The organism is Streptomyces sp. NPDC088915, assembly GCF_044749825.1.
Classification (GTDB): Bacteria; Actinomycetota; Actinomycetes; order Streptomycetales; family Streptomycetaceae; genus Streptomyces.
The window spans coordinates 17,096-40,600 of record NZ_JBIVIR010000003.1; the positions used below are offsets into that span (position 1 = coordinate 17,096).

The 23,505-nt window shown below is 72.2% G+C and carries 22 protein-coding genes; 8 read left to right on the forward strand and 14 right to left on the reverse strand.

Going from position 1 to position 23,505, the window contains the following annotated elements; genetic code table 11:
* Positions 1–6: 6 nt before the first annotated feature.
* Both ACIP5O_RS06685 and ACIP5O_RS06690 read left to right on the forward strand, forming a co-directional pair.
* A complete protein-coding gene (locus tag ACIP5O_RS06685) occupies positions 7–1,242 on the forward strand; it encodes a styrene monooxygenase/indole monooxygenase family protein (protein ID WP_401289409.1) in 1,236 nt (411 codons plus the stop codon).
* 1,142 nt (positions 1,243–2,384) lie between these two features.
* Positions 2,385–2,912, forward strand: coding sequence for a DUF6584 family protein (locus ACIP5O_RS06690; RefSeq protein ID WP_401289411.1), 528 nt, complete (start codon positions 2,385–2,387; stop codon positions 2,910–2,912).
* A 16-nt stretch (positions 2,913–2,928) separates the two neighbouring features.
* Here the strand turns inward: ACIP5O_RS06690 and ACIP5O_RS06695 are convergent, their stop codons facing one another.
* The 4 genes from ACIP5O_RS06695 to ACIP5O_RS06710 all read right to left on the reverse strand — a co-directional run bounded on the left by ACIP5O_RS06695 (position 2,929) and on the right by ACIP5O_RS06710 (position 6,375).
* Positions 2,929–4,203: an NlpC/P60 family protein gene (locus tag ACIP5O_RS06695; RefSeq protein WP_401289413.1), complete on the reverse strand. Its 1,275-nt coding sequence runs from the start codon at positions 4,201–4,203 to the stop codon at positions 2,929–2,931.
* Positions 4,204–4,277: 74 nt separating this feature from the next.
* On the reverse strand, positions 4,278–4,574 hold the full coding sequence (locus ACIP5O_RS06700; protein WP_401289416.1) for a hypothetical protein: 297 nt from the start codon (positions 4,572–4,574) through the stop codon (positions 4,278–4,280).
* Between the two features lie 53 nt (positions 4,575–4,627).
* On the reverse strand, positions 4,628–5,350 hold the full coding sequence (locus tag ACIP5O_RS06705; RefSeq protein ID WP_401289419.1) for a TetR/AcrR family transcriptional regulator: 723 nt from the start codon (positions 5,348–5,350) through the stop codon (positions 4,628–4,630).
* Between the two features lie 89 nt (positions 5,351–5,439).
* Positions 5,440–6,375 (reverse strand): diiron oxygenase, encoded by a 936-nt coding sequence (locus ACIP5O_RS06710; RefSeq protein WP_401289421.1) that lies wholly within the window; start codon positions 6,373–6,375, stop codon positions 5,440–5,442.
* Between the two features lie 176 nt (positions 6,376–6,551).
* On the opposite strand from ACIP5O_RS06710, the gene ACIP5O_RS06715 reads away from it, so the two are divergent.
* Entirely contained in the window at positions 6,552–7,763 is a 1,212-nt protein-coding gene (locus ACIP5O_RS06715; protein WP_401289424.1) for a ferritin-like domain-containing protein, read from the forward strand.
* Between the two features lie 12 nt (positions 7,764–7,775).
* Here the strand turns inward: ACIP5O_RS06715 and ACIP5O_RS06720 are convergent, their stop codons facing one another.
* From ACIP5O_RS06720 to ACIP5O_RS06745, 6 genes are all read right to left on the reverse strand, one after another.
* The gene (locus ACIP5O_RS06720; protein WP_401289426.1) at positions 7,776–9,251 is read right to left on the reverse strand and encodes a penicillin-binding transpeptidase domain-containing protein; all 1,476 of its coding nucleotides are present in this window, start codon (positions 9,249–9,251) and stop codon (positions 7,776–7,778) included.
* 49 nt (positions 9,252–9,300) lie between these two features.
* The gene (locus ACIP5O_RS06725; RefSeq protein WP_401289429.1) at positions 9,301–10,680 is read right to left on the reverse strand and encodes an FtsW/RodA/SpoVE family cell cycle protein; all 1,380 of its coding nucleotides are present in this window, start codon (positions 10,678–10,680) and stop codon (positions 9,301–9,303) included.
* A gap of 100 nt (positions 10,681–10,780) precedes the next feature.
* Positions 10,781–12,070: an ATP-binding protein gene (locus ACIP5O_RS06730; RefSeq protein ID WP_401289431.1), complete on the reverse strand. Its 1,290-nt coding sequence runs from the start codon at positions 12,068–12,070 to the stop codon at positions 10,781–10,783.
* Positions 12,067–12,939: a hypothetical protein gene (locus ACIP5O_RS06735; RefSeq protein ID WP_401289433.1), complete on the reverse strand. Its 873-nt coding sequence runs from the start codon at positions 12,937–12,939 to the stop codon at positions 12,067–12,069. Before ACIP5O_RS06735 ends, ACIP5O_RS06730 begins: the two co-directional genes overlap by 4 nt.
* Positions 12,940–13,168: 229 nt before the next feature.
* On the reverse strand, positions 13,169–15,262 hold the full coding sequence (locus ACIP5O_RS06740) for a PBS lyase (RefSeq protein ID WP_401289436.1): 2,094 nt from the start codon (positions 15,260–15,262) through the stop codon (positions 13,169–13,171).
* A gap of 520 nt (positions 15,263–15,782) precedes the next feature.
* Positions 15,783–16,553: a thioesterase II family protein gene (locus tag ACIP5O_RS06745; RefSeq protein ID WP_401289439.1), complete on the reverse strand. Its 771-nt coding sequence runs from the start codon at positions 16,551–16,553 to the stop codon at positions 15,783–15,785.
* A gap of 122 nt (positions 16,554–16,675) precedes the next feature.
* Here ACIP5O_RS06745 and ACIP5O_RS06750 point away from each other — a divergent pair, with 122 nt between their 5' ends.
* From ACIP5O_RS06750 to ACIP5O_RS06765, 4 genes are all read left to right on the forward strand, one after another.
* Complete coding sequence (locus ACIP5O_RS06750; protein ID WP_401289441.1) at positions 16,676–17,032, forward strand: hypothetical protein; 357 nt, start codon at positions 16,676–16,678, stop codon at positions 17,030–17,032.
* Positions 17,033–17,051: 19 nt separating this feature from the next.
* Entirely contained in the window at positions 17,052–17,585 is a 534-nt protein-coding gene (locus ACIP5O_RS06755; protein WP_401289444.1) for a hypothetical protein, read from the forward strand.
* Between the two features lie 152 nt (positions 17,586–17,737).
* The gene (locus tag ACIP5O_RS06760; protein ID WP_401289445.1) at positions 17,738–18,211 is read left to right on the forward strand and encodes a carboxymuconolactone decarboxylase family protein; all 474 of its coding nucleotides are present in this window, start codon (positions 17,738–17,740) and stop codon (positions 18,209–18,211) included.
* A gap of 24 nt (positions 18,212–18,235) precedes the next feature.
* Positions 18,236–19,159, forward strand: a complete 924-nt coding sequence (locus tag ACIP5O_RS06765) for an RNA polymerase sigma-70 factor (RefSeq protein ID WP_401289447.1) — start codon at positions 18,236–18,238, stop codon at positions 19,157–19,159.
* 241 nt (positions 19,160–19,400) lie between these two features.
* Here ACIP5O_RS06765 and ACIP5O_RS06770 read toward each other — a convergent pair whose 3' ends face one another.
* The 3 genes from ACIP5O_RS06770 to ACIP5O_RS06780 all read right to left on the reverse strand — a co-directional run bounded on the left by ACIP5O_RS06770 (position 19,401) and on the right by ACIP5O_RS06780 (position 21,475).
* Positions 19,401–20,093: an HAD family hydrolase gene (locus tag ACIP5O_RS06770; protein ID WP_401289449.1), complete on the reverse strand. Its 693-nt coding sequence runs from the start codon at positions 20,091–20,093 to the stop codon at positions 19,401–19,403.
* 52 nt (positions 20,094–20,145) lie between these two features.
* On the reverse strand, positions 20,146–20,394 hold the full coding sequence (locus ACIP5O_RS06775; protein ID WP_401289451.1) for a hypothetical protein: 249 nt from the start codon (positions 20,392–20,394) through the stop codon (positions 20,146–20,148).
* A gap of 226 nt (positions 20,395–20,620) precedes the next feature.
* Positions 20,621–21,475: a hypothetical protein gene (locus ACIP5O_RS06780; RefSeq protein ID WP_401289454.1), complete on the reverse strand. Its 855-nt coding sequence runs from the start codon at positions 21,473–21,475 to the stop codon at positions 20,621–20,623.
* A 266-nt stretch (positions 21,476–21,741) separates the two neighbouring features.
* On the opposite strand from ACIP5O_RS06780, the gene ACIP5O_RS06785 reads away from it, so the two are divergent.
* Positions 21,742–22,251: a DUF4236 domain-containing protein gene (locus ACIP5O_RS06785; protein WP_401289455.1), complete on the forward strand. Its 510-nt coding sequence runs from the start codon at positions 21,742–21,744 to the stop codon at positions 22,249–22,251.
* A 158-nt stretch (positions 22,252–22,409) separates the two neighbouring features.
* Here ACIP5O_RS06785 and ACIP5O_RS06790 read toward each other — a convergent pair whose 3' ends face one another.
* A complete protein-coding gene (locus tag ACIP5O_RS06790) occupies positions 22,410–23,474 on the reverse strand; it encodes an HNH endonuclease (RefSeq protein ID WP_401289457.1) in 1,065 nt (354 codons plus the stop codon).
* Between the last annotated feature and the right edge of the window lie 31 nt (positions 23,475–23,505).

The window sequence follows — 23,505 nt, forward strand, 5'->3', positions numbered from 1 at the left end:
CCACCCATGCGGAAGATACTCATAGTCGGGGCCGGACAGTCCGGCCTCCAGCTCGCCCTCGGACTGCAGTCGCGGGGGTACGAGGTCACCCTCATGTCGAACCGGACGGCGGACGAGATCCGTGCCGGCCGGGTCATGTCCACCCAGTGCATGTTCGACACCGCCCTCCAGCACGAGCGGGACCTCGGGCTCAACTTCTGGGAGTCCCAGGCCCCCCGGATCGAGGGCCTCGGCGTCTCGGTCGCGGGCCCCGACTCCTCCCGCCTCATCGACTGGGTCGGCAGGCTCGACGGGTACGCCCAGTCCGTCGACCAGCGGGTGAAGATGGCCGGCTGGATGGAGACCTTCGCCCAGCGCGGCGGCCAGCTCGTCATCCACGGCGCGGCCGTCGGGGACCTCGACTACTTCTCCCGCAACTACGACCTGGTGCTCGTCGCGGCCGGCAAGGGCGAGCTGGTCTCCATGTTCGAGCGGGACGCCTCCCGCTCCCCGTACGCCGAGCCGCAGCGGGCGCTCGCCGTCGCGTACGTCCACGGCCTCGGCCCGCGTCCCGAGCACCCGGACTTCGACGCGGTCCGCTGCAACGTCGTCCCGGGCGTCGGCGAGCTCTTCGTCATGCCGACCCTCACCACCGGCGGCCGCGCCGACATCCTCTTCTGGGAGGGGATCCCCGGCGGCCCGCTCGACGTCTTCAAGGGCGTCAAGGACCCCTCCGAGCACCTGGCTCTTACGCTGGAGCTGATGGAGCGGTTCACGCCGTGGGAGTACGCGCGGGCCACCAAGGTCGAACTGACCGACGCGGGCGGCACCCTCGCCGGCCGTTACGCCCCGACCGTCCGCAACCCGATCGGCCGGCTCCCCGGCGGCGGCCTGGTCCTCGGCGTCGCGGACGTCGTCGTCGCCAACGACCCGATCACGGGCCAGGGCTCCAACTCGGCCTCCAAGTGCGCGGCGGCGTACCTCTCCTCGATCGTCGAACACGGCGAGGCGCCCTTCGACGAGGCCTGGATGCGCGCCACCTTCGACCGCTACTGGCAGACGGCCCGGCACATCACCAAGTGGACGAACGCGATGCTGGCCCCGCCCCCGGAGCACGTCCTCGGCCTCCTCGGCGCCGCCGGCCGACTCCAGCCCGCCGCCGACCGCTTCGCCAACGGCTTCAACGACCCGTCCGACTTCGAGAACTTCTTCTACGAACCGGAGAAGACGGGCGCGTACCTGGCGTCGCTGACGGAGGACTGACGGGCCTCTGACCTGCTGCTGAAGGGGTGTCGCTTGGTGGTCGCCGACCGCCGGCGACACCCCTTCGTCGGGTTCGCCTGCGCCTGTCAGTCTGATTCGAAGCTCTGGTCATAGGTGCCATAGGTAGCCGTAGCCATTGCTTTGGTGCAGCAGAGAGCCTGCGGCGGCTGCCGCTGTTGCAGTACCGTGCTGCACGTGTCCGCACGGGGGACCGGCTTGGTGAGCACTCGCTCTGACAGCTGAAATCCGGCTCCTGAGCAGTCGAGTCGGTTGAAGGGGGTTCGTGCCTTACTTTCATGACACGGCATGGGGGGACTGCCGGATCTGCGGTTTTCGCATTCGAATAGATGAGGGCAGTGGACGGGCCCGGACTCATCCCGACGCCGTAAATATTTCCCAGTCGTGTCCAGGATCCGGGACGAAAGGTCATCGCGTCGGTCCGGCGAAGCCTCCTGTCGCCCCTGTCGCCGCCAAAGGGAAAAAGCGCGCGCCTCGTACCATCGTTCGTGAAGTGCCTGTGCCCCGACCGTCCTGGGTTCCGTCCTGGGGTGACGTCGATGCACCTGCGATCACTCTTCCCGCACGTGGCAGAGTTGGTTACTGGATCCCTGAGCACGGCCCGAGCGGGCACGAACGGTTTGTGCACCGGTATGTCAGCGGAAGAGTGCTTCCCGACTGGAATTCCGAGAGTGAGTCGTGGGGAGTTTCCTCGGATCACTTCATCGAACTTTCCAGATCTCTCGTCGGCGCGCACGGCCGAATACTGCTTGGGCGTGAATACAACAGTTCCGAGAAGTGCAACCATCGTTGTGTCACTGCGCGATTGCACAAATGTACCTGCTCGTGCCTGGCCCGCAATCACGGCGGAGGGCGCTGGATGGCCGGATGGCGCATCGCCGCAGAGATGACCAACCGCATCAAAGGGCGCGAATGGAGTTGGGTAGTTTTCGAGAGGGAGGCGAGGGGAGCCGCAAGCCCGAAGAAACCCGGAAGGTGATCCCCTCCGAAGCTGAGGAGGCCGACCATGTCGACGGCGCTGAAATGCGGGCGACATGCTCGATCGCGTTGTTCGGCCGGGGAGGTCGCCGAGTCCGGTCGAAATAGGGTCGAGATCCGGGGGCAGGGTGTTCGATCATGTGGGCATGTCCCTTTCGAACACCCTCGCCCGCGTGGACGCGGACCTGGCCGCCGGGCGTGTGCCCGTGGCGCGGCAGCGGCTGCGTGGGCTCGTCTCGTCCTTTCCGTGGGACCTGACGCTGCGGCGGCGGCTCGCCGAGGTGTACCGGCTGTACGGGGACGCGGCGGAGGCCGGGCGCTGGATGTACCTCGAAGAGGACCGGCGGGAGGACGAGACGGCCGCGTTCGAGGCGCGGTACGGGTCTGCCGCGCGGCGGATGAAGGCCCTCGCCTGGCGTGGGCCCGAGGCGCTGGCCGCCACCGCGTTCGCCGAGGGGCGGTTGGCGGCGGTGCGGGGCGCCCGGGCCGGGGAGTTGGGGCGGCCGGTCGACTGGGACGATCCCGCCTCGTACGAGGAGCGCTGGGACGAAGGGCCTCGGCCGGACGAACGGGGCTGGACGTTCATGGGTGTGCTCGTGGGTGGTGGCTGTGCGGTGGGGGTTCTTCTCAACGTCGCGATCTGGGTGATCGGGCTCCTCACGCTCGTGGACTGAGCGTCCGACCGGGCGTTCAGGCGTGGTCGAAGCCCTCGTCCCCGCCGTCCCCCGCGCCCTCCGGGAGGTCCGGTGGCGTGTACGAGGCCAGGGCCGTGCCGTCCGGGTCCGGGCGTACGGCTCCGAGCAGCGGGTTCGCCGCGACGGGGGAGACCTTGACCTTCGCGCCGGGGCGCGGGGCCTGGACCACCAAGCCCTCGCCGAGGTAGACCGCCACGTGCGTGGCGCCCGGGAAGTAGACCACCAGGTCTCCGGGGCGTAGTTCGGAGAGGGACACCCGGGGGAGGGTCGCCCACTGTTCCTGGCTGGTGCGGGGGATCTCCCGGCCCGCCGCCGCCCACGCCCGCTGCGTAAGCCCCGAGCAGTCGTACGCCTCCGGGCCCTCCGCCCCCCACTCGTACGGCTTGCCGAGCTGTTCCACCGCGAACCGCAGGGCCTCCGCGCCCGCCCGGGACGGGGTGCGCGGGCCGTCCAGGACCCCGGAGCCCAGCAGTTCGCGCTGTGCGCCCGCGGTCTGTGTCCGTTCCAGTTCCGTGAGCCGGGTCAGCTGGGTCGGGGAGAGGCCGGCGAGGAGTTTCTCGACCTCTTTCAGTTTCGTCCGGACCTCGTCGCGTCGGGTGCGCTGTTCGGCCGCCAGGCTTCGCTGCCGGTCCAGGGCCTTGCGGGAGGCGCCCGCCAGGGCGTCGGCCTTGCGGGCGGCCGTTTCGAGCCGGGCGACGGCGCCGGCCCGGTCCCGTCCCTCCCGGGCCGCCAGCCGCTCCCGGTCCATCGCCGCCCGCGGGTCCGGGGCGAAGAGCACGTCCAGGTACGAGGAGAGCTCCGACCTCCCCTGGTACTGCTCCCGGGCGATCCGCCCGGCCTCGGCGCGCTCCCGGTCGAGGGCCGCCCGCGCGGTCGTGAGCCGGGCCGCGAGCCCCTTCGCGTCGGCGGTCCGGAGCTTCAGGGCCTCCTCGGCGGCGTTGTAGCGCTCGGTGGCCTCCTCGGCCTGCCGGTAGAGCGTGCGCAGGCGGGTGAGCAGGCCGGTGACCGAGGTTCCGCCGGGGGGTGCGAGTGCGGCCGCGTCGTCGTCGGATTCCGTGTCCCCGGGGGCGGTCGGGGTGGTCGGGGTGGTCGGTGTGGGGTCCACCGGGCCCACCGGTTCCCGTTCCGGGTCCGGCCGGGCGATCGGGGCCTCCGCCGGAGATTCCGTCGGCGGGTCCGCCGGGTCGGCGCCCGCCGTGGCCGGGCCCGTGAGCGCCGTCAGCGCGGCGAGCGCTGCCGTGCAGACCGTGCGCAGCAGTCCTCGTGACACGTCACCACCTCCACGGGGATGATGACGGTTCACTTCATCCGATTACCGTATGAATGGGGGCGCGTCCGGTGTCCTCACCCGGTCGGACCAGGGTTCCCGGACCTCCCGCCCGGCTTCGACCACGGCCACCTCGGCTCGCGCCGCTCCCGGCCCCCAGGCGCGTACTCGTACACCCAGCCGCGCTGGAGGCCGAGCCGCTTCGTGTACCCGGCGGGCTCGCGCCGGTAGGCGTACACCGTCGGCGGCTTCCCGTCGTGCGCCGGGACCGGGACCTCGTACCACTTCGGCGGGTGGCCGGTCGGGCCGAGCAGGATCGGCAGGACCCGGCCGTCCAGGGGCCCGCCGCGGAAGGGGGTGTTCTCGCTTCTCACCCCTCCAGTCTCTCCCGCCGCGCCCGCGACGGGTCACCGTCCCCGCGTACGGCTCACAGCAGGTGTGCGGCCTCGCTCACCACCGGGATCGCCCGGCGGGCCAGGTCCGCCACCGGCCCCTCGGGCGTCTCCTGGGCGAGCAGCCGCCGGACGACCTCCCTCGTCTCCGCGTCGCCCGCCGCCGTCGCGGTGAGCAGGGCGACCAGGTGGTCCACCATCCAGTCGCGCAGCTCCGCCGCCGGGGGCTGCTTCTCCTCGCCCAGCCAGATGAGCGAGGCGGCCTCCACGGCGGCGATCCACGTCCGCACCAGCATCCCGAGGCGCAGGCCCGGCCGCTCCACCCCCAGGTGGAGGAGGATCTGCTCGGCGGCGGCCCGCCGCACCTCGTCCACGATCGCGGTGGTCTGCGGGGTCTCGACGACGCTGCCGCCGCGCAGCAGGGCGCTGAATCCCGCGTCGTACTCGTCGACGAAGGTCAGGTAGCGGTCGAGCACCCGGCCGAGCCGTTCCGTGGGCGGTCCGTCGAGCGGCTCGGCGAAGCAGCGGTGCAGGGTGTCGGCGGAGGAGCGCAGGGCGGCCTCGTACAGCTGCTGCTTGCCGCCGGGGAAGTAGCGGTAGACGAGGGGCCGCGAGACGCCGGCCGCCTCGGCGACGTCGTCGAGCGAGACGTCCTCCGGCGTCCGGTGGGCGAAGAGCCCCAGGGCCGCTTCGAGGAGCTGGCCGCGCCGTTCCTCGACGCTGAGCCTGCGGTAGGCGGGCGTGGCGGGACTCGTCATGCTCCGCAGCGTAACCGCGCGCCCTTCCGGCCGGGCGCGCGGTCCGGTTCCCGGGGCGATGGATCCGGCCCCGCGCCGACGGGCCCCCCTCACGCCAGCAGTCCCGACGCCTTCCACAGTCGCCGCCCCGGCCCCCGCAGGAGGCCCACGTCGTCGAGGAAGTCCGTCAGCCGCTTGGCGCCCGCCTGCATGACCTCCCGCCGGTGCCCGCTCGCCCGCACCTGGGCGACGGCCTCGTGCCGGTCCAGGCCCACGGCCTCGTACACCCCCGGGTTGACGAAGCAGACCGAGAAGACCCGGGCGGCCTCGCCGCAGCTCAGCCGGGTGAGCTCCCGCTCCCAGCGCGGGGCGGTCACCATCTGGCGGCGCAGCTCCTCGCGGGCGTACCGCACGTGGCGGGCCTCCTCCACCACGTGGATCCGCGTCACCCCGCGCACGAGGGGCTGCACCCGCTCGTCCGGGAACGTCAGGCGCTGCATCCAGTCCAGGACCTCCTCGCCGAGCAGCGTGGCGGCGAAGGAGCCCGGGGTGGTGGAGACGGTCTTCAGGACCCGCGCGAGGTTGTGGTGGACCCGCGGCACCGGGTACTCGGGCGTCCCGCCGCGCCGGATCAGCCGGGCGAACATCATCGAGTGCCGGCACTCGTCGGCGATCTCGGTCAGCGCGTACCGCACGTGGTGGCTGGTCAGCGGCTTGTCGTAGATGTGCCGGGTCAGGAGCTGCATGAGGATGACCTCGAACCAGATGCCGAGGGAGGCCAGCGAGGCCGCCTCGTGGCGCGAGAGGTCGAGCCGCTGCTCCTCGGACATCCGCCGCCACAGCGGGGTGCCGTGGAGGGAGACCAGCTCCGGCGGCCAGAACCACTTCCCCTCCTCGAAGGGCGCGTCCCAGTCCAGCTCGGTGTCGGGGTCGTAGGAGTGCCTGCGCGAGGACTCCAGGAGGCGTTCGGCGACCTGCTCGCGGTCGCGCAGGGGCCCCAGCGCGTCCCGGGCGAGGGTGAGGTCGGGCTCGTGGAAAGGGCTCATGCGGAGACACCTCGCAGTGCTCGCCGGCGCGTTGCCGGGGACACGGGTTATTGGACTGCTCGTCAGCAGAACCGTCAATCCTTCGCGCGTGAGCCCGTGCGACTTGTTGACGGTTCGTCAACAGCGTGTGAGCCTGCTTGAGGCGGACCGAAGCCGGCCGGAAGAAGGAGTCGTCCATGTCGACGCACGACCTCTACGCGAACGCCCCCGACGGAGCCGCCTGGGACGTGCCGGCCGCCGGCGCCGCCCGCTTCTCCTGGGACTACGACGACGGCCGCGACCGCCTCCTCGCCCTCTACCGGAAGGGCAAGGACAAGCAGTGGGACGGCGCCACCCGCATCGACTGGGACCTGGAGGTCGACCCGTACGACCCGCTCGGCACCCCGGACGAGGCCCTGGACCTGCACGGCACCCGGTACTGGGACCGGATGGACGAGAAGGACCGGGGCGAGCTGCGCCGCCACTACTCCTCCTGGCAGTTCAGCCAGTTCCTCCACGGCGAGCAGGGCGCCATGATCTGCGCCGCCCGGATCGTCGAGTCCGTCCCCGACCTCGACGCCAAGTTCTACTCGGCCACCCAGACCATGGACGAGGCCCGGCACGCCGAGATCTACGGCCGCTTCCTCCACGAGAAGGTCGGGATGCTCTACCCGATCGACGACAACCTCAAGGGCCTCCTCGACGACACCCTGCGCGACTCCCGCTGGGACATGCCCTACCTCGGCATGCAGGTCCTCATCGAGGGCCTCGCCCTCGCCGCCTTCGGCATGATCCGCGACACCACCGACAAGCCGCTGCCGAAGCAGATCCTCGCGTACGTCATGCAGGACGAGGCCCGGCACGTGGCCTTCGGCCGGATGGCCCTGCGCGACCACTACCGGCAGCTCTCGGACGCCGAGCTCCGCGAGCGCGAGGAGTTCGTCATCGAGGGCTGCCACCTCATGCGCGACCGGCTGCGCGCCACCGACGTCCTGGTGAACTTCGGCGTCCCGCGCAAGGAGGCCGCGGAGCTGACCGAGCGCAGTGAGTTCCTCCGGCTCTTCCGCAAGCTCCTCTTCAGCCGGATCGTCCCCTGCGTCAAGGACATCGGCCTGTGGGGGCCGCGCCTCCAGAAGGCCTACCTGGACATGGGCGTTTTCGACCTCGGCGACTCCGACCTGGACCTGCTGATGACCCAGGACGAGGAGGTCGCGGAACGGCTCGACGCGGAGCGCTTCGCACGGGAGGAGCGGGACCGGGTGGCGGAGGTCTCGGAGGCGATCGAGGCGGGGGCCGAGGTCTCGGAGGCGATCGAGGCGGGGGCGGGGCAGGGGCCTCCGGGGGCGGAGCAGGGGCCTTTGAAGGTGGGGCGGGGGCCTTTGAATGCGGGGCGGGGGACGATCGCGTAAGGCCCCGGCCGCCTACCCCCTCCCCTCCGTCTCCAGCCGCAGCGCCTCCTCCATCACCGCCCGCGCGATCGGCGCCGCGCTGCCGCCCCCGCTGATGTCCGTACGGGAGGCCTCCGCGTCCTCGACGACCACCGCCACCGCCACCGCCGGCCGGGCGGCGTCCTCGCCCTGCGCCCAGGCGATGAACCAGGCATAGGGAGTGCCGGTGTTGCCGAAGCCGTGCTGGGCCGTGCCGGTCTTGCCGCCGACCCGGGCCCCCGGGATCGCCGCGTTCGTCCCCGTCCCCTCCTCCACCGCCCGCACCATCAGCTCCTGGAGCCGGAGCGCCGTCGAGGGGTTCATCGCCTGCCGGTAGCTCCGGCGGGCGGTCCGCTCCACGGTCGCGCCGCCGGAGGTCGTCGTGCGGTCGACGAGGTGCGGACGGACGATCTCGCCGTTGTTGGCAACCGCTGCCGCCACCATCGCCATCTGGAGCGGGGTCGCCGTCGTGTCGAACTGCCCGATCGACGACAGCGCGAGCTGGTCCGTGCTCATCTCCCGGTCGAAGGTGGACTTCGCCACCCACGACGGCACCCGGAGGGCCGTGTCGTTGAAGCCGAACCGCTCCACCGCGTCGACCATCCCCGTCAGGCCCACCTCCACCCCGAGCCCGGCCATCACCGTGTTGCACGACCACTGGAGGGCGTACGCGAGGGAGGCGTCGCCGCAGCCCTTCGCCTCGTTCGGCAGCACCTGCCGGGTGCCCGGCAGCACGAACGGGTCCGGGGTGTCCGTCGGCGCGTCCACGTCCCGCACCACGCCCGCGTCCAGGGCCGCCGCGGCCGTCACGATCTTGAACGTCGAACCCGGCGGGTACGTCTGCCGCAGCGCCCGGTTCAGCATCGGCCGGCTCGGCGAGGAGTTCAGCCGCCGCCAGGCCTCCGCGACCCCCGGGCCCGTCCCCGAGAGCACCCCCGGGTCGTACGAGGGCGAGCTGACGAGCGCCAGGATCCGGCCGGTGGCCGGCTCGACCGCCACCACTGCGCCCCGCTTGCCGGCCAGCCCCCGGAAGGCGAGCTCCTGCATCGGCGCCCGGATCGTGGTGAGCACGTCGCCGCCGGGCTCCCGGCCCCGGGTCAGGCCGTTCAGGAGCGGCAGCGGCGCCAGCATCGGCTCCGTCCCCGCCAGGACCGCGTCCTCGGCGTCCTCGACGAGCGTCGTGCCGTACGTCTGGGAGGCGTAGCCGGTCAGCGGCGCGTACAACGGACCCTGGCGGTAGGTCCGTTCCCAGCGCAACTGCTGTCCGCTGTCCCGGGAGCCCGTCACCGGCCTCCCGTCGACGACGATCTCGCCGCGCGGCTGCGCGTACCGGCCGATCGCGATCCGCCGGTTGGCCGGGTCGTCGTTCAGCGACCCGGCCTCGACGATCATCACGCGGCCCGCGTTCACGAGCAGCGCGGCCAGGAGCAGGAGACAGAGCGCGGCGGCGCGCCGGATGTAGCGGGTCACCGGACCCCCTCGGGGACGTACGGGGCCGTGCTCCCCGGCATGCACGCGATCACGCGGCGCCCTCCTTGACCCGCGCGAGCTCCCCCGTGTCGGCCGGTTCCGGCCGCGGTGCGCGCGCCGAGTCGCTGACCCGGACGAGGAGGGCGACGATCACCCAGTTGGTCACCACGGACGAGCCTCCCTGCGCCAGGAACGGCATCGCCATGCCGGTCAGCGGGATGAGCCCCATCACCCCGCCCGCGATCACGAAGACCTGGAGCGCCACGATCGAGGCGAGCCCGATCGCGAGGAGCCGTCCGAACGGGTCGCGCAGCAGGAGCCCGGCGTGGCAGCCGCGGCCGACGAACAGCGCGTACAGCAGGAAGAGCGCGGTCAGGCCGACGAGCCCCAGCTCCTCGCCGGCCGTCGCCAGGATGAAGTCGGACTTGGCGGCGAAGCCGATGAGCACGGAGTGGCCGAGGCCGAGGCCCGTGCCGAGCATCCCGCCGGCCGCGAAGGCGAACAGGGACTGGGCGAGCTGCCCCGGTCCCTCGCCCGCCCGGATCGAGGCGAAGGGGTCGAGCCAGTCCTGCACCCGGCCGTGGACGTGCGGTTCGAGCGAGCCGACCAGGAAGGCGCCGGCGGAGGCGAGCACCAGGCCGACCGCGACCCAGCCGGTCCGGCCGGTCGCCACGTACAGCATGATCACGAAGAGGCCGAAGAAGAGCAGCGAGGTGCCGAGGTCCCGCTCCAGGACGAGGACGCCGACGCTCAGCAGCCAGATCGCCACGACGGGCCCGAGGACCCGCCCCGAGGGGAACTGGATCCGCCAGATCCGGCGGCCGGTGTACGCGAGCGCGTTGCGGTTGGCGGCGAGGTACGCGGCGAAGAAGACCGCGAGCAGGATCTTGGCGAACTCGCCCGGCTGGAAGGAGAGCCCGCCGATCCTGATCCAGATCCTGGCGCCGTTCACGGCGGGGAAGAAGATCGGAAGCAGCATCAGGCCGAGGGCGGCGGCGACGCAGACGTACGCGTACCCCTGGAGGGTGCGGTGGTCGCGCAGCAGCAGCACCACCAGGATGAAGAGCGTCACCCCGAGCGCCGACCAGACGAGCTGGGTGGTCGCGGCCCGGTCGTACGGCGTCTCCAGGTCGAGCCGGTGGATCAGGGCCAGGCCCAGGCCGTTGAGCAGGACCGCGATCGGGAGCAGCAGCGGATCGGCGTACGGGGCGCCGAAGCGGACCGCGAGGTGGGCGACGAGCGCGAGAAGGCCGAGCCCGGCCCCGTAGCGGGCGGCGTCCGGCGGCACGGCGCCGCCGCGGGCGAGACCGACCGCGGCGTAGCCGTAGACGGAGATGAGGACGGCGCAGACGAGGAGGGAGAGTTCCACGCCGCGGCGCTTCGGGACGCGTACGCCGGGCGGGGGCGCGTCCGTTCGCGGTGCGGTCATGGGCGCAACGTAGCAAGCGGTATGCGCTATGTCCCTTTTGTGTGACGGTGTGCCGTGCGGCGGTGTGCCGTCGTGGTCCTCTCGCGGTCTCCCGCCACCCTCACTCGTTTCCGCCGGGCGAGGGGCCGGGCGGGGGATCGGGCGGGGGCACGTACGCGGGGAGCCGCAGCCGGGCCTCGGCGCCCCCGCCGGGCGCCGCGGCGAAGACCAGCTCGGCGCCGATCACCTCCGCCTGTCCCGCCGCGATCGTCAGCCCCAGGCCGTGCCCCTTGCTCCCGCTCTCGGTGCGGAACCGCTGGGGCCCGGACTCCAGCAGGTACGCCGGATACCCCGGCCCGTGGTCCCGCACGGTCACCACGGGCCCGTCCACCGTGACCACCACCGGGGGCGCCCCGTGCTTGTGCGCGTTGGCCACCAGGTTGCCCAGGACCCGCTCCAGGCGCCGCCGGTCCGTCTCGACGGGGGCGTCCCGCACGATCCGCACCTCCGTCTCCGTGCCCGAGGCGCGGACCACCCGTGCGGCCAGCGGGCCCAGTTCGTGCACCGCCAGGTCCACGGTCTCGTTGCGGGCGTCGAGCCGCGAGATCTCCAGGAGGTCTTCGGTGAGCCCGCGCATCGCCCGCACCCGGTCCCGTACGAGCTCCGAGGGGCGCCCCTCCGGCAGCAGTTCGGCCGCGGCCGTCAGCCCGGTCAGGGGGGTGCGCAGCTCGTGCGCCACGTCGGCGGTGAACCGCTGCTCGCTCTGCAGCTTCCGCTGGAGGGAGGAGGCCATGGTGTCGAGCGCGCCGGAGACGGTCGCCACCTCGTCCTGGGGGCGGGTGGGGTCCTTCGTCCTCGGGTCGTCCACGCGCGCGTCGAGGTCGCCGGCGCTGATCCGGCGGGCCACGCGCGCGGTGAGGTGCAGCCGGCGCGTCACCCGGGTGACGGCGAAGACGCCCACGACCAGGGTCGCCCCGATCGCCAGGAGGGAGGAGCCGAGCAGCGAACGGCCGAGCGCGTCGATCGTCTCGGCGCTCTGCGAGTGGTCGAGGCGCACGGCGAGGGCCCGGCCGTCGGCGGGGCCCGCCGCCCACATCGCCGGCCGGCCCCCGCGGTCGGCGACCACCGTGCCGCGCTCGCCGCGCAGGGCGAGCGCCCGCAGCGGGGCCGGGAGGTCGGGCGGGTCGACGCCCGCGAACCGGGGGAGCGGCTCGCCCGCCTCGTACAGGTCGGTGACCTCGCCGAGCCGGACCAGCGCCTTCTCCCGGGCGTCGTCCACGGTCTGCCGGGTCACGGACACGTGGACGAGGGCGCCGAGCAGCGCGGCGAGGGCGCAGCACATCACCGCGATGAACAGGGCGGCCTTCCAGGTGAGCGTCGCGGTCCAGGCGGGTCGCCGGAACGCCCTCACGGGGTCTCCTCCGGAGGGGGCACGGGGGAGGGGGCGGGTCCTGCGCCGGAAGGGCGGTCGCCGGAGGGTCGGGCACCGGACGACCGGTCGCCGGAGGACGGCCCCCCGGAAGGCCGGTCACCGGAGGACGGCCCCCCGGAAGGCCGGTCGCCGGGAGCCCGTCCGCCACCAGGCCGCCCGCCCGCCGGCGGCCCCCCGGGCGGCCTCGCCCGGACGATCTCGTCCCGGGTGGGCAGCATGCTGCCCTGCTGCTCGTCCCAGGACCAGGCGGTGCGGTACTCGTACCCCGGGATGCCGGCCGACCCGACCCGCATGATCAGGTCCCGGCCGGCCAGCTCCACGGTGATGACCTGGTCGACGGTGGACATGATCCGGGTGAGCCCGCCCTTCTCGGCGCGGTAGACCCGCACGGCGACCTGCTGCTCGGGCATCCGGATCCCGACGATCAACTCGTCCCGGCCGTCGCCGGTGAGGTCGCGGTGGTACGGCCGCATGACCGGACAGCCGGCGGGCTCGCTCACGCAGGCCTCGACCGCGCGGGCGGTCTCCTCGTACAGCCCGTCCGCACCGCTGCGCGCGTCGGGGTGGGCACGCACCTCGGCGCGGACGACCGCCACCGCGTCGACGGAGCGGACGTCGCCGCCGGTGACCGTGATCCCGGGGACGCGCTGGATGTCGGACTCGCCGTAGTCGATCGGCGGATTCGTGGCGGGCGGCAGATCGGGCCAGAGCCGTACGGGTCCCACGGCGGGGCTCGTGGGCCCGGCGCTCTCCAGGCCGCCCGTACCGGCGCTGCCGCACCCGGCGAGCGCGAGGACGCCCAGGGCGCACAGGGCGCCGACGGCGACGTGCACTCCGCGCGGTCCCACGTGGCCACCTGCTCCCCGGTCGTCGACGGGCTGCTCTTCTCCCCGTAGACCTTATGCGGAAGACCTTATGGGGGCCGGAGTCCCTTTTGCGCCCGCGGCGGATGCGTCCCCGTGGTGGATGCGCCTCCATGGCGGACGCGACCCTGCGGTGGACGCGCCGCCTTCGGCGGACGCGCCCCCGCGGCGGGCAGGGCCTCGCGGGCGCACCTCGGTACGCGCCCCGCACCGCTCAGTACGCGCCCCGCTCCATCCGGGCGAGGGCGGCCCGGCACAGGGTGAGGAGCTTCTCGTCGAGGTGGACGTCGTGCGTGCCCGAACCGCCCTCGCGGGCGTTGTGGCGGCGTCTGCGGGTCAGCTCGGTGAGGACGACGAGCCGGGCCGCCGAGGCGGCGGGGCCCATCTCCGCCAGGCACTCCGCGATGTCCACGCGCGCGTGCCGGTTCTCCTCCCAGACGGCGAGCAGCACCGGAAGGGCCTCCTCCGTCTCGCCGGTCACCCGCCACAGGGCCGCGGCGGCGCGGACCCGCGCCCACGGGTCCCGCGAGGCGAGGACGGGCCGCAGGGCCGGGGCCGCGGGGGCCGCCGCGGGGCCGATCCCGCCGAGGACCCGGGCGGCGGCGCACCGGTCCGCGTCCGGCAGGCCCGGCCGCAGCCACCGCTCCAGGACCGGCAGCACCTCCGCCGTGTCCTCCTCGGCCGCCCACAGGGCGCGCGCCGCCGCCGTGGAGACGGCGGCCGACCCGTCGGCCAGGAGCTCCCGCAGCTCCGGTACGGCCTCCCGGGCGGCGGGCCCGAAGGCCGCGAGGGTCCGCAGGGCGGCCTCCCGCACCCGGTCGCGCCGGTTGGCGGGCGCGCCGCGCAGCACCCGCAGCACCTCGGGAAGGGCCTGGGCACCCCGCACGGCGGCCAGGGCGTGCAGCAGCGGGGCCGCCCGGTCGTACAGCCGCTCGTCCAGCTCGACCCGGGCGAGCCGGCGCCGGAGCGCGGGGGCGAGCATCGCCGCCGAGGGACCGAGGTCGTCCGTGGCGTACAGCAGCTCCCGCCGCACCTCGTCCTCCTCCAGGGCACGGGCGAGCAGCGGCACCGCGCGGATGTCCCCGGCGCGGGCGAGGGCGATCAGCGCCCCCTCGCGGCCGGCCCGCCCGGCGGCGCCGTACCCGCCGGCCGGCCCCGGGGGAGCGGAGGCCAGGCGCGCCGCGAGCGCGTCGGCGGCGGGCGCGCCCAGCTCGAAGAGCCGCTCCAGGAAGGAGGTGGCGGCCTCCCGGAGCCGGGGCTCGGGATCGTCGAGCTGCTCTCCGACGAGCCGGACGACCTCCTCGTACCGCCCGCGCCAGACCCGTATCAGGCTTCCGCACAGCCAGATCGCGTCCGAGCGCTGCCACCGGTCGGGGCTGCGGAGCTGGGCGAGGACCAGCGCGATCCGGTCGTCGACGCGGTCGTCGAGCGCGGCGTGCAGCGTCCGCAGCAGCTCCTCGGTCCAGGGGGCGGGCCGTCCGGCCGCGTGCTCCTCCAGGAGTTCGCGCACCTGCCCGATGAGCGTCGGAGCCGCGAGCCGGGGGGTGCCGGACCCCGCCCCGGCGGCGGACGCGGTCCTGATCTCCTCCAACAGCCCCGCCACCCACGGCACGACGTCGTCGGGGATCTCGCCCGGCGCGCAGCGCGCCCGCTGGGCGAGGGCCGCGAGCCGGAGCCCCGGGTCCTGGGCGGCCCGGGCCAGCCAGCCGAGCCACTCGACGGTCTCGGCGCGCAGCGACGCGTGCCGCAGGGCGAGCTGCCCGACGGCCGCCACGAGGGCGAGCCGCACCTCGGTGTCCCGCTCGACGGTGAGCCGCTCCCGCAGCAGGGTCAGCACCCGGGCGGGCTCGGGGTGCAGCGAGGCGAGCGCGCACGGCGCGGCGAGCCGCACCTCGGGGTCGGGGTCCGAGACGAGCCCGAGGAAGACGTCGGCCCCGGCGGCGATGGCGGCGGCGGCCATGGCGTAGTTGGCGGCGGGGATGAACTCCCCGTCGTCACCGGGGTGTTCCCCCAGCTCCTCCTCGTCGTCGAGCTCGATCCCGCCGATGCTGGTGAGGAGTTCGACGATGCAGCCCCGGTCCTCGACCCCGGGGTCGGCGACGAGTTCGAGGAGGAAGGGGATGCAGGCGAGCGTCGAGTCGTAGACGTCGCCCTGGTGGTGCACCGCCCCGTACATGCCGTCGAGCGCCGTCTCCCGCTCGGCGGGGTCGGCGGAGGCGAGTCCGCGGAGCAGCTCCGGCACGTCGTCCGCGGGGCCGTACGCATGCCCCAGCGAGGCCCAGTCGACCTCCTCGATCCCCGTCAGCATCGCCGCCGCCTTCCCCGTGAGCGCTGTACCAGGCAGCAAGTGTGCACCACAGGACGGACAACAAGGCCGTACCGCCGATACCCACCCCGCGGGAGCACCGCCTTCCGCTCTCTTTGCGCCATGTACGCTGCGGAGCAAGGCAGTTGCCCTGCGTACCCGCCCCCGCGGCCCCGTCGCCCCCCGCTCGTCCGCGGCTCCCTCCCACCTCCCCGGCCGGACCGCCGTCACCCCTGCGAGCGGCCGGTATCCATGACCCGCGACGCGCCCCGCGCCCCCTCCGGCCCGCGGGACGGCGCCGGGCACCCCCCGTACCGCTCCATACGTGGCGCGATGTCGCCCCTGAGGGGAACGGGCTCTCGTGAGCCCCGGATGCCCGGATGCCCGGATGCCCGGATGCCCGGATGCCCGGATGCCCGGATGCCCGGATGCCCGGCCGCCCGGATGCCGGCCGTCCGTCTGCCCGGCCGTCCGTCCGTCCGCCCGGCTGTCCGTCCGGGGCTGGCGCCGGGCGCGTCCGTGCTCAGCCGGCGCGAGTGGACAGCAGGTCGCGGACCAGCCCGGCGACTTCCCCGGTGTGGTCGTTGAGGAAGAAGTGGCCGCCCGCGAAGACGCGCGTCCGGAAGTCCCCGGAGGTGTGCTCGCCCCAGAACCCGACCTCCTCGACGGTCGCCTGGGGGTCCCGGTCGCCGGCCAGGGCGACGACGGGGCAGGTCAGCGGCCGGCCCGGGGTGTCCTCGTACGAGGCGAGGGCGCGGTAGTCCCCGCGCAGCGCGGGCAGGACCAGCTCCAGCAGTTCGGGGTCGTCGAGCACCGCGCTGTCCGTCCCGCCCAACCCCTTGACCCGCTCCACGAGTTCGGCGTCGCCGAGCGGCACGTACCGCTCCCGTCGCCGGGCGGCGGCGGGAGCGCGGCGCCCCGACACGACCAGGAGGTCCGGCCCGCCGCCGGGCAGCCGGGCGAGCCGCACGGCGACCTCGTACGCCAGCGAGGCCCCCATGCTGTGCCCGAGCAGCGCCCGGGGCCGGCCGTCCGACGGACCCAGCGCCTCCGCGATCAGATCGGCGAGGCGGTGGAGGTCCTCCACCGGCGCCTCGCGCAGCCGGTCGAGGCGTCCCGGGTACTGCACGGCCGCCACGTCGACGGCGGGGGAGAGCGCCAGGGCGAGGGGCCGCCAGTAGGAGGCGGAACCACCGGCGTGCGGAAAGCACACCAACTCGCGTCCCGCACCGCCTCCGGCCTCCGTCCCCACCGCCTGGAACCGCCGCAACCAGACATCGCGCGATCGACTCATTCCGCCCCGCCCCGCCTCACCGAACTCCGAGAACTCCCGGCCACCCCGGGCACTGCAAGGCATCGTAAGAGCACCCCGCCCCGGGGCGCCCGCCGAACCGACCGGAGCCGCATACTCCGGGCATGGACACATCGGACGGGGGCCCGGAGCTCGATCGACGGTGGGCCGACCTCGGCAACAACGTGTGCGGCGTGCTCCACGGCTGCCGCGACGCCTCCGCCGTGGCCGCCCGCTTCGTCGGCGCGGGGTGGAGTTCCCGCTCCTCGTCCTGGCACGGCTACGAGCTGGAGACCGACTGGTGCCGGATCGAGGTGGAGCCGGCCGACGGGCCGGAAGTCCTGCTCAACGGCGTCGTCGACCCCGGCCGCGTCGACGCGTTGGGACGGCTCCTCGACCGGTTCGGGATCCCCCACGAGCTGGAACTCGACGACGGGGACGAGGCCCCCGTGTGCGAGGGTCGAGGACGACCGTCCGGCTGAACAGGGGGAGGGCGTTCCGATGGAACCGCTCGCGTACGTGCCCGCCGACGACCCGCACTTCGGTGCGGTCGTCATAGAACTCGACCACTCCGCCGGGACGTTGGCGGTGAGCGGCGCCGGACTGCCGACGGTCGAGGTGCGCCGCGCTTCCGGAACGCCCCCGGAGAGCCACGTGCCGATCGGCACCCGCGACCCCGAGCGGCTCACCCTGACCGTCGACGGCACCGAGGAGACCCTGCGCCCCGCCAAGGGGTTCCTGACCCGGAGGTCGTACCGCGTGGAGGCCGCTTCCACGACGCGGGGGCACACGTATCTCCTGGTACCGGACTCCCTCGACACCAGCAGGTTCCTGCGGGACGGGCGACAGCTCGGCGTCTTCACGTCGTCCGGCGACGGGCACGTGACGGCCGACTGGGAGACGCCGGGCGCCTCCGCCCACGCTCCGGAACCGCACGACGCGTCCCTGGGCCACGCCCTGGCCGCCGCCTTCGGCACGGGCGCCGAACCGATGTGGCGGCTCACCCTGTACGCCGTACTGGACCTGTGGCCGTGAGCGCCCACCCCTGACGTACGGCTGCCCGCGCCGGCCCGGCGAGCGGCGGGACGCGGGTCGCATCGGTCCGTGTCGCACCGGTCCGTGTCACAGGGTGCCGGTCCATCTCGTCCCAGGGGTTGTAGCCACTGACGACCACGGAGGAGCACCCCATGGACGCGCGACTGAACTACTCCGCGACCCCGACCGCCGCCAAGGCCCTGAAGCACTTCATGTCGGCGGGCAAGGCGCTCAAGGACTCGCCGTTGCCGGCCGCGACGCAGGAGCTGGTGGCGCTGCGCGTGAGTCAGATCAACGGCTGCGCCGCCTGCATCGACATGCACACCAAGGAGGCCACCGCCGCAGGCGAGACCCCGGTGCGGCTGAACCTGGTCGCGGCCTGGCGGGAGGCCACGGTCTTCACCGAGGCCGAGCGCGCCGCGCTGGAACTGGCGGAGGAGGGGACCCGGGTCGCGGACGCGGGCAGGGGCGTCAGCGACGCGGTGTGGGCGTACGCCGCCGAGCACTACGACGAGGAACAGCTCACCGCCCTGGTGATCCTGGTCTCCTTCATGAACGCGGTGAACCGGCTGAACGTCCTCACCCGGCAGCCGGCCGGCGACTACGAGCCGGGCCGGTTCCACTGAACGGGAACGGGAAGGGGTCTCCCCGTGAAAAAGATCGAGGAGTTCGAGGAGCTGCGGCCGCTGCTGTTCTCGATCGCCTACCGGATCCTGGGCAGCGTGGGCGAGGCCGAGGACGCGGTGCAGGAGGCGTGGCTGCGCTTCGACGGCTCGGAGACCCGGGTCGCGTCGGCCAAGGCGTTCCTGTCGGCCACGGTGACGCGGATCTCGATCGACGTACTGCGTTCCGCGCGGGTGCGGCGGGAGGAGTACGTGGGCCCGTGGCTCCCCGAACCGCTGCTCGGCGACCCGTACCAGGACCCGGCACGTTCGGCGGAGCTGGCCGACTCGGTGTCGATGGCGGCGCTGCTGCTCCTGGAGCGGCTCAGCCCGCTGGAACGGTCGGTGTTCGTCCTGCGCGAGGTGTTCGGCTTCGGGTTCGACGAGGTCGCCGCGTCGGTGGGACGGTCGGAGGCGGCGTGCCGGCAGCTGCTGGTACGGGCCCGGCGGCACATGCGGGCTGGCCGCCCGCGGTTCGAAGCGGACCGCCGGGAGCGGCAGGAACTGGCGACGCGGTTCTTCGACGCGCTGAAGGACGGCGACGTGGACGGCCTGCGGAACCTGCTGGCCGCCGACGTCCACCTGGTCGGTGACAGCGGCGGCAAGGCCCCCCGACTCGCCAGGACCGTCCACGGCCCCGAGAACGTGTCCCGCCTGCTCGCCTCCGTCTACCCCCTGATGGCCCGCATCGACGTGACCTTCGAGCCCCACGAGATCAACGGCCAGCCCGGCGCGGTCTTCCACGACCGCGAGGGCAGGGTGCTCCACACCCTGGCCCTGGAGACACACGCCGGCCGGATCCAGACCATCCGCTCCATCATCAACCCCGACAAACTCACCCACCTCGGCCCGGTCGCCGACGCCTGGGCAGTCGACCGCGAACTGAAACGGACCCGAGGCCGGACGAGCTGACCTGACCTGACCGTGCAGGTGCCCGAACCCGGTCAGTGATCCCACCGTGCACGGCACGGGATCCTGCTCCTCGGGCTCCCTGTCCCTCGACCCGAAGCACCCACGGACGTCTGCGGCGGACCACAGAGCACTCAGGACGGCCTGAATCCGGGCGTCATCATTCGACCCGACCTCGATGGCCGGCTCGTAGTAACCGTTGGACCAGTTGGTCTGGTCCCGGAAGGCGGCAGCCGCCTCTCGGCTATGCCGCCGTGAGGACATCGGCGATGTCCTGCATGTGCTCGGTGACGGCGTCGGCTTGTGCCTCACCGAAGAGATCTGCCTTGTGGGGCTCGTCGGCGTAGCCGATGACGGTGGCGCCGGCCGCGTGGGCGGCCTGGACGTCGGTGAGGGAGTCGCCGATCAGGGTGCAGCTCGTGACGTCGATGTGCATCTGTTCGGCTGCCGTGATGAGGGGAAACGGGTTCGGCCTCATCAGGTGAGGTTGCTCGGAGGGGCGCCCCACGATCTCCGTGACGTACTCCCGCAGGCCGTGGAGTTCCAGAAAGGCCTGCACGCACTCGGCGGAGTTGTCGCTCACCACCGCCACCCCCCGACCGGCCGCGCGTGTCGCCCGAAGAGCTTCCGCCGCTCCAGGCGTCGGCTGTCCGGCCAACGCGACGGCTCGCACCTCGGCGGCCGTCAGAGCCTGCTCGACCCTCTGGCCGAGCCCGGAGCCGGCCTCGTGCGCGATGCGCAGGACCTCGATCGGATCGTCCGCCCGGGCGGCCTTCGCACCCGCGGCTTCGTCCTGGGCGGCGAGGAGTGCGGTCAGCTCCCGTGCGACTTCGGGTGCCGGCAGTCCCGCGAACACGTCGCACACGGGCCCGTCGAAGTCGAAGAGGACGACGCGGGCGTTCGCCAGGGTTTCGGTGAGCGGGTCGGTGTGCGTCACGGTCGAAGTCCCTTCCGGTGGCCTCCCGGACGCCGTCGAACCACATCCGGGCTTACTGAACCTGCCGGGCTCCGCCGGACGTCTCACCGCCCTTGCCCACGAGGTCGTAGTCCTCGATCGTCTCGCCCCGGGCGACGACCTTATGCGAGCGAATCGGGCAGCACCCGAAGAACACGACCTCGTCGACGATCACGTACAGCACGAAGAGCTGCGCGCCCCCCTGCAGGCGCGAAGCACCGTTGAGACCCTGGGGCGATACCCGGCGGCCCAGACCGCCTATGAGCCGCGCCCCTTGTTGCACGCCTGCCTCCCCCCGGCACGCAACAAGACCCCGCGTCCAGCGTTTCCGCTGATCACGGGGTCTTTGCGGCACTTCCTGCGAAGTGCCCCCGGCAGGATTCGAACCTGCGCACACGGCTCCGGAGGCCCTGTGTACCGTGGGCGTTTCAGCTGGTCAGCACCCTAAGAGCACCGGGCGAGCCCCGCCCCGTCCACAAATAGGCCGCAGATTCTCACCAGCCGCTGACCTACTCGCTCGGTGGGGAGTCGTGGCCTGATCTGGATTGGTCGTCAAGGGCCTGCCTACAAACGGGGAGCAGCTGTTCCACTGTCGAAGACAACTGATTCTGCAACTCTTGTGGGTTCGTGAGGTAGTTGAGTGCTTCATTGAGTAGCGCAACCCATTCAGCTGTGTCTATATCATCCGACAGCCGACCGTAGAGCACCCTTACCCGCTCAACCCCATCGGTGACTTCGCGAGGCGGTGTTTCCCCAGAACCGGGCTGTGCGTTATATCCCATCTCGTCCACTGTCACCGCGAGGCCCATCAACGCAGCATCCAGCTCTGCGGCTACGGGATTGGATGAGCTGAGATGATGGAGACTGCTTGCAGCGCGGTGGAACTCGGCCTTCCGCGCCAGCGCGTCAGCGAGTTCGAAGGTCAGCAAGGAGACACCCTCAGCACCGTTGGCAACAGCAGGTGGACCTTCGAGCTTCACGACCCAAAGTGCCGAGTTGAGATCATTTCTCGCCCGGGCAAGCTCACCCTTAGCGGCACTGAGATCCTCTGAAGTGTCTGCTAGCCGCCCTCGGGGCAGCGCCTCGGCGGCCTGTACACAGCGCGTCATCGCCAGAAGGAACCCTGCGTACGCGTCGCGCCGAATGCTGCGCCGCCACTGCAGATGTGCCGCGTCGGCCTCGGTATGAACCGCATCGAGTGCGGCTCTGTAGGTCGACTGCGCTTGAGCTACGCCGGCACGGCCAGTCTCCTCGGCCGCTCGCAATGCACCTCGCATCTGCCAGCGCCCCACGAGTACAGCAGCTGACACTCCTAGGGCCGCTACAGCTGCAGCCGAGATGGCGCCAATCCCTTCCAGATCCATGGCCCGAGCATGCCGTAAAGATCGGCAACAAATACCCCATCTTGCCGCACCGCCAGCCCCGGGCAGAAACTCATTAGGTCGACGGCCTTTGACCTGGGGTTTCACCGCTGTGGGCTGAAGGCCGTCTGTCACTGTCGGTCGCCATCGGTCGGCCGGGGCACCCTTACACGGCCCAGCGCCGGCCCTGGTCCTTGCCGATCTCAACCAAGAGGCCCGAATCGTCGGCAGCCAGGCTAGCCTGATACCCCACGGTCTGGGGGGGTTGTATGGGACTACGCATCAACAAGTCGTTCAAGATCGCACCTGGCGTCCGAATCCGTCTCGGCAATAAGTCGAGCAGCCTGAGTGTCGGAGGCAGGGCCGGACGAGTCACCCTTAACAGTCGCGGCCGCCGTACCACGACGGTGCGCCTCGCCCGCGGCGTCTCCTACTCCTCTTCCACGGGGACACGTCCGAAGCTGAGCCGCGCTGCCGCCGGCACACCCGCAACTCTTACTGAGAGAGCCCCACTCGGCCCACTAATCGCACCGCGTCGGAAGATTGCAGAAGGTTGGCTAGCAGCTGACGAGCGTGGTGTTGTCGTACATCGGAGCGGGCTCGACGACGTCCGCATCCCCCTGGTGCACCTCGTCTCCGCAGAGCTGGATGGGAAGGAGATCACGCTGAAGACGTCAGAGGGAACGACCTACTGTCTGGGGCTCACTACCTTCTCCACCGCAAGAGATCTCCGGTTCGTAGAGGCCTTGGCTCGCGCTGCTCGGCTGACCCAGAGCTGACGGCGGGCCACCACATCTCTTAGCTCAGGCCTGACTCCCGCTTTAGGAGTTCGGCCGGAGCCGCCTACGCGCCCTGGCGGGCTCGTCCGCGGTTGCCGTCCAGGGCTCTCCAGGTCTGCCGTTGTGCAACGACGTTGATGTCAGGAGTGGATGTCAGCTCACGGGTTCGGCATCTGCTCGTCGGCCGCCCTGCGCGGTCGCGACAAAGCCGCGGCAGCACGCCTGTCGTTTGCATGCTTCTGCTCAATCGAGGCACGCAGCTCCTCAGGAGTCGGCCATGGTGCCTGCCGGTGGATCATGCGGTGACAGTTGGCGCAGATGAGGGCGAGATCGCTGAGCTTGGTGCGGCTCTCCCCAGCTACGTGCAGGGGCAGGACGTGATGGCACTCGATGTACCCGGCTCCGCGGTCCCCGTAGACCTTCTCGAAGTCGAAGCCGCAAGCCTCGCAAGCGAGCTGCCCGCCACGCTGAAGAACAGAAGCGATCTTCTTCTTGCGCAGGCCCCTGTCTCGTTCGCGCGCCCTGTGCCAGCGCATGAGCAGCCGCCCCTCGGGCGCGCTGAAGTCGTCGCCGAACTCCTCTTCCTCGGCCGGCACGAAGGACTGCAAGTCACCGGTCGCGATGCCCTGCCGGATCAGCCCCGCGGCCTCGGTCATCTCCTGCGGCCGGGCAAGGAACTCGCGCAACACTGCAACATCCAGTGCGCCGCCGTTGGTGGGCTTCCCCTGGTACTCCGGGTGCCGAGTAGCAATGTCGAACGTCTTACGAGCGACGCCGTTGGGATTGCGGAACTTCTCGTTGCGGTCCGCCTCAGCGTGGATGGGAAGCAGCTGAAGCAGGGCGGACAGCTCCACTACCCGGCTGTCTCCGGCGTCCAGACCCTTCCAGCCGTTCTCCATCACCAGCTGACAGGCAAGGATGATCTCGTCGCGAGCCCAATCCGGATTCTTGATCGCCTTGACCTGGAAGCCCACCCGCTTGAGCCATGCCGCGGCGTGATCCTTGCCGCCGCTGAACTCGTCCCGAGTGAGGGTCCGCCCCTGATCCCACTTGTGGGCCACCCCGGCGACGGCCTTGGAGTCATACTCCTGACCGCCGTGAACCAAGACGTAGGACCGCGCCTCCCCGAAACCGTACTTCGCCAGGAAGGCGTCACGCCCCAACTCATCGTGCTCCGCCAGGGCCTTGAGCACAGACTCTCGCGTGATCGCTCCTCTTCGCATAGGAGGGATCGTAGAACCCAGCTCTGACACC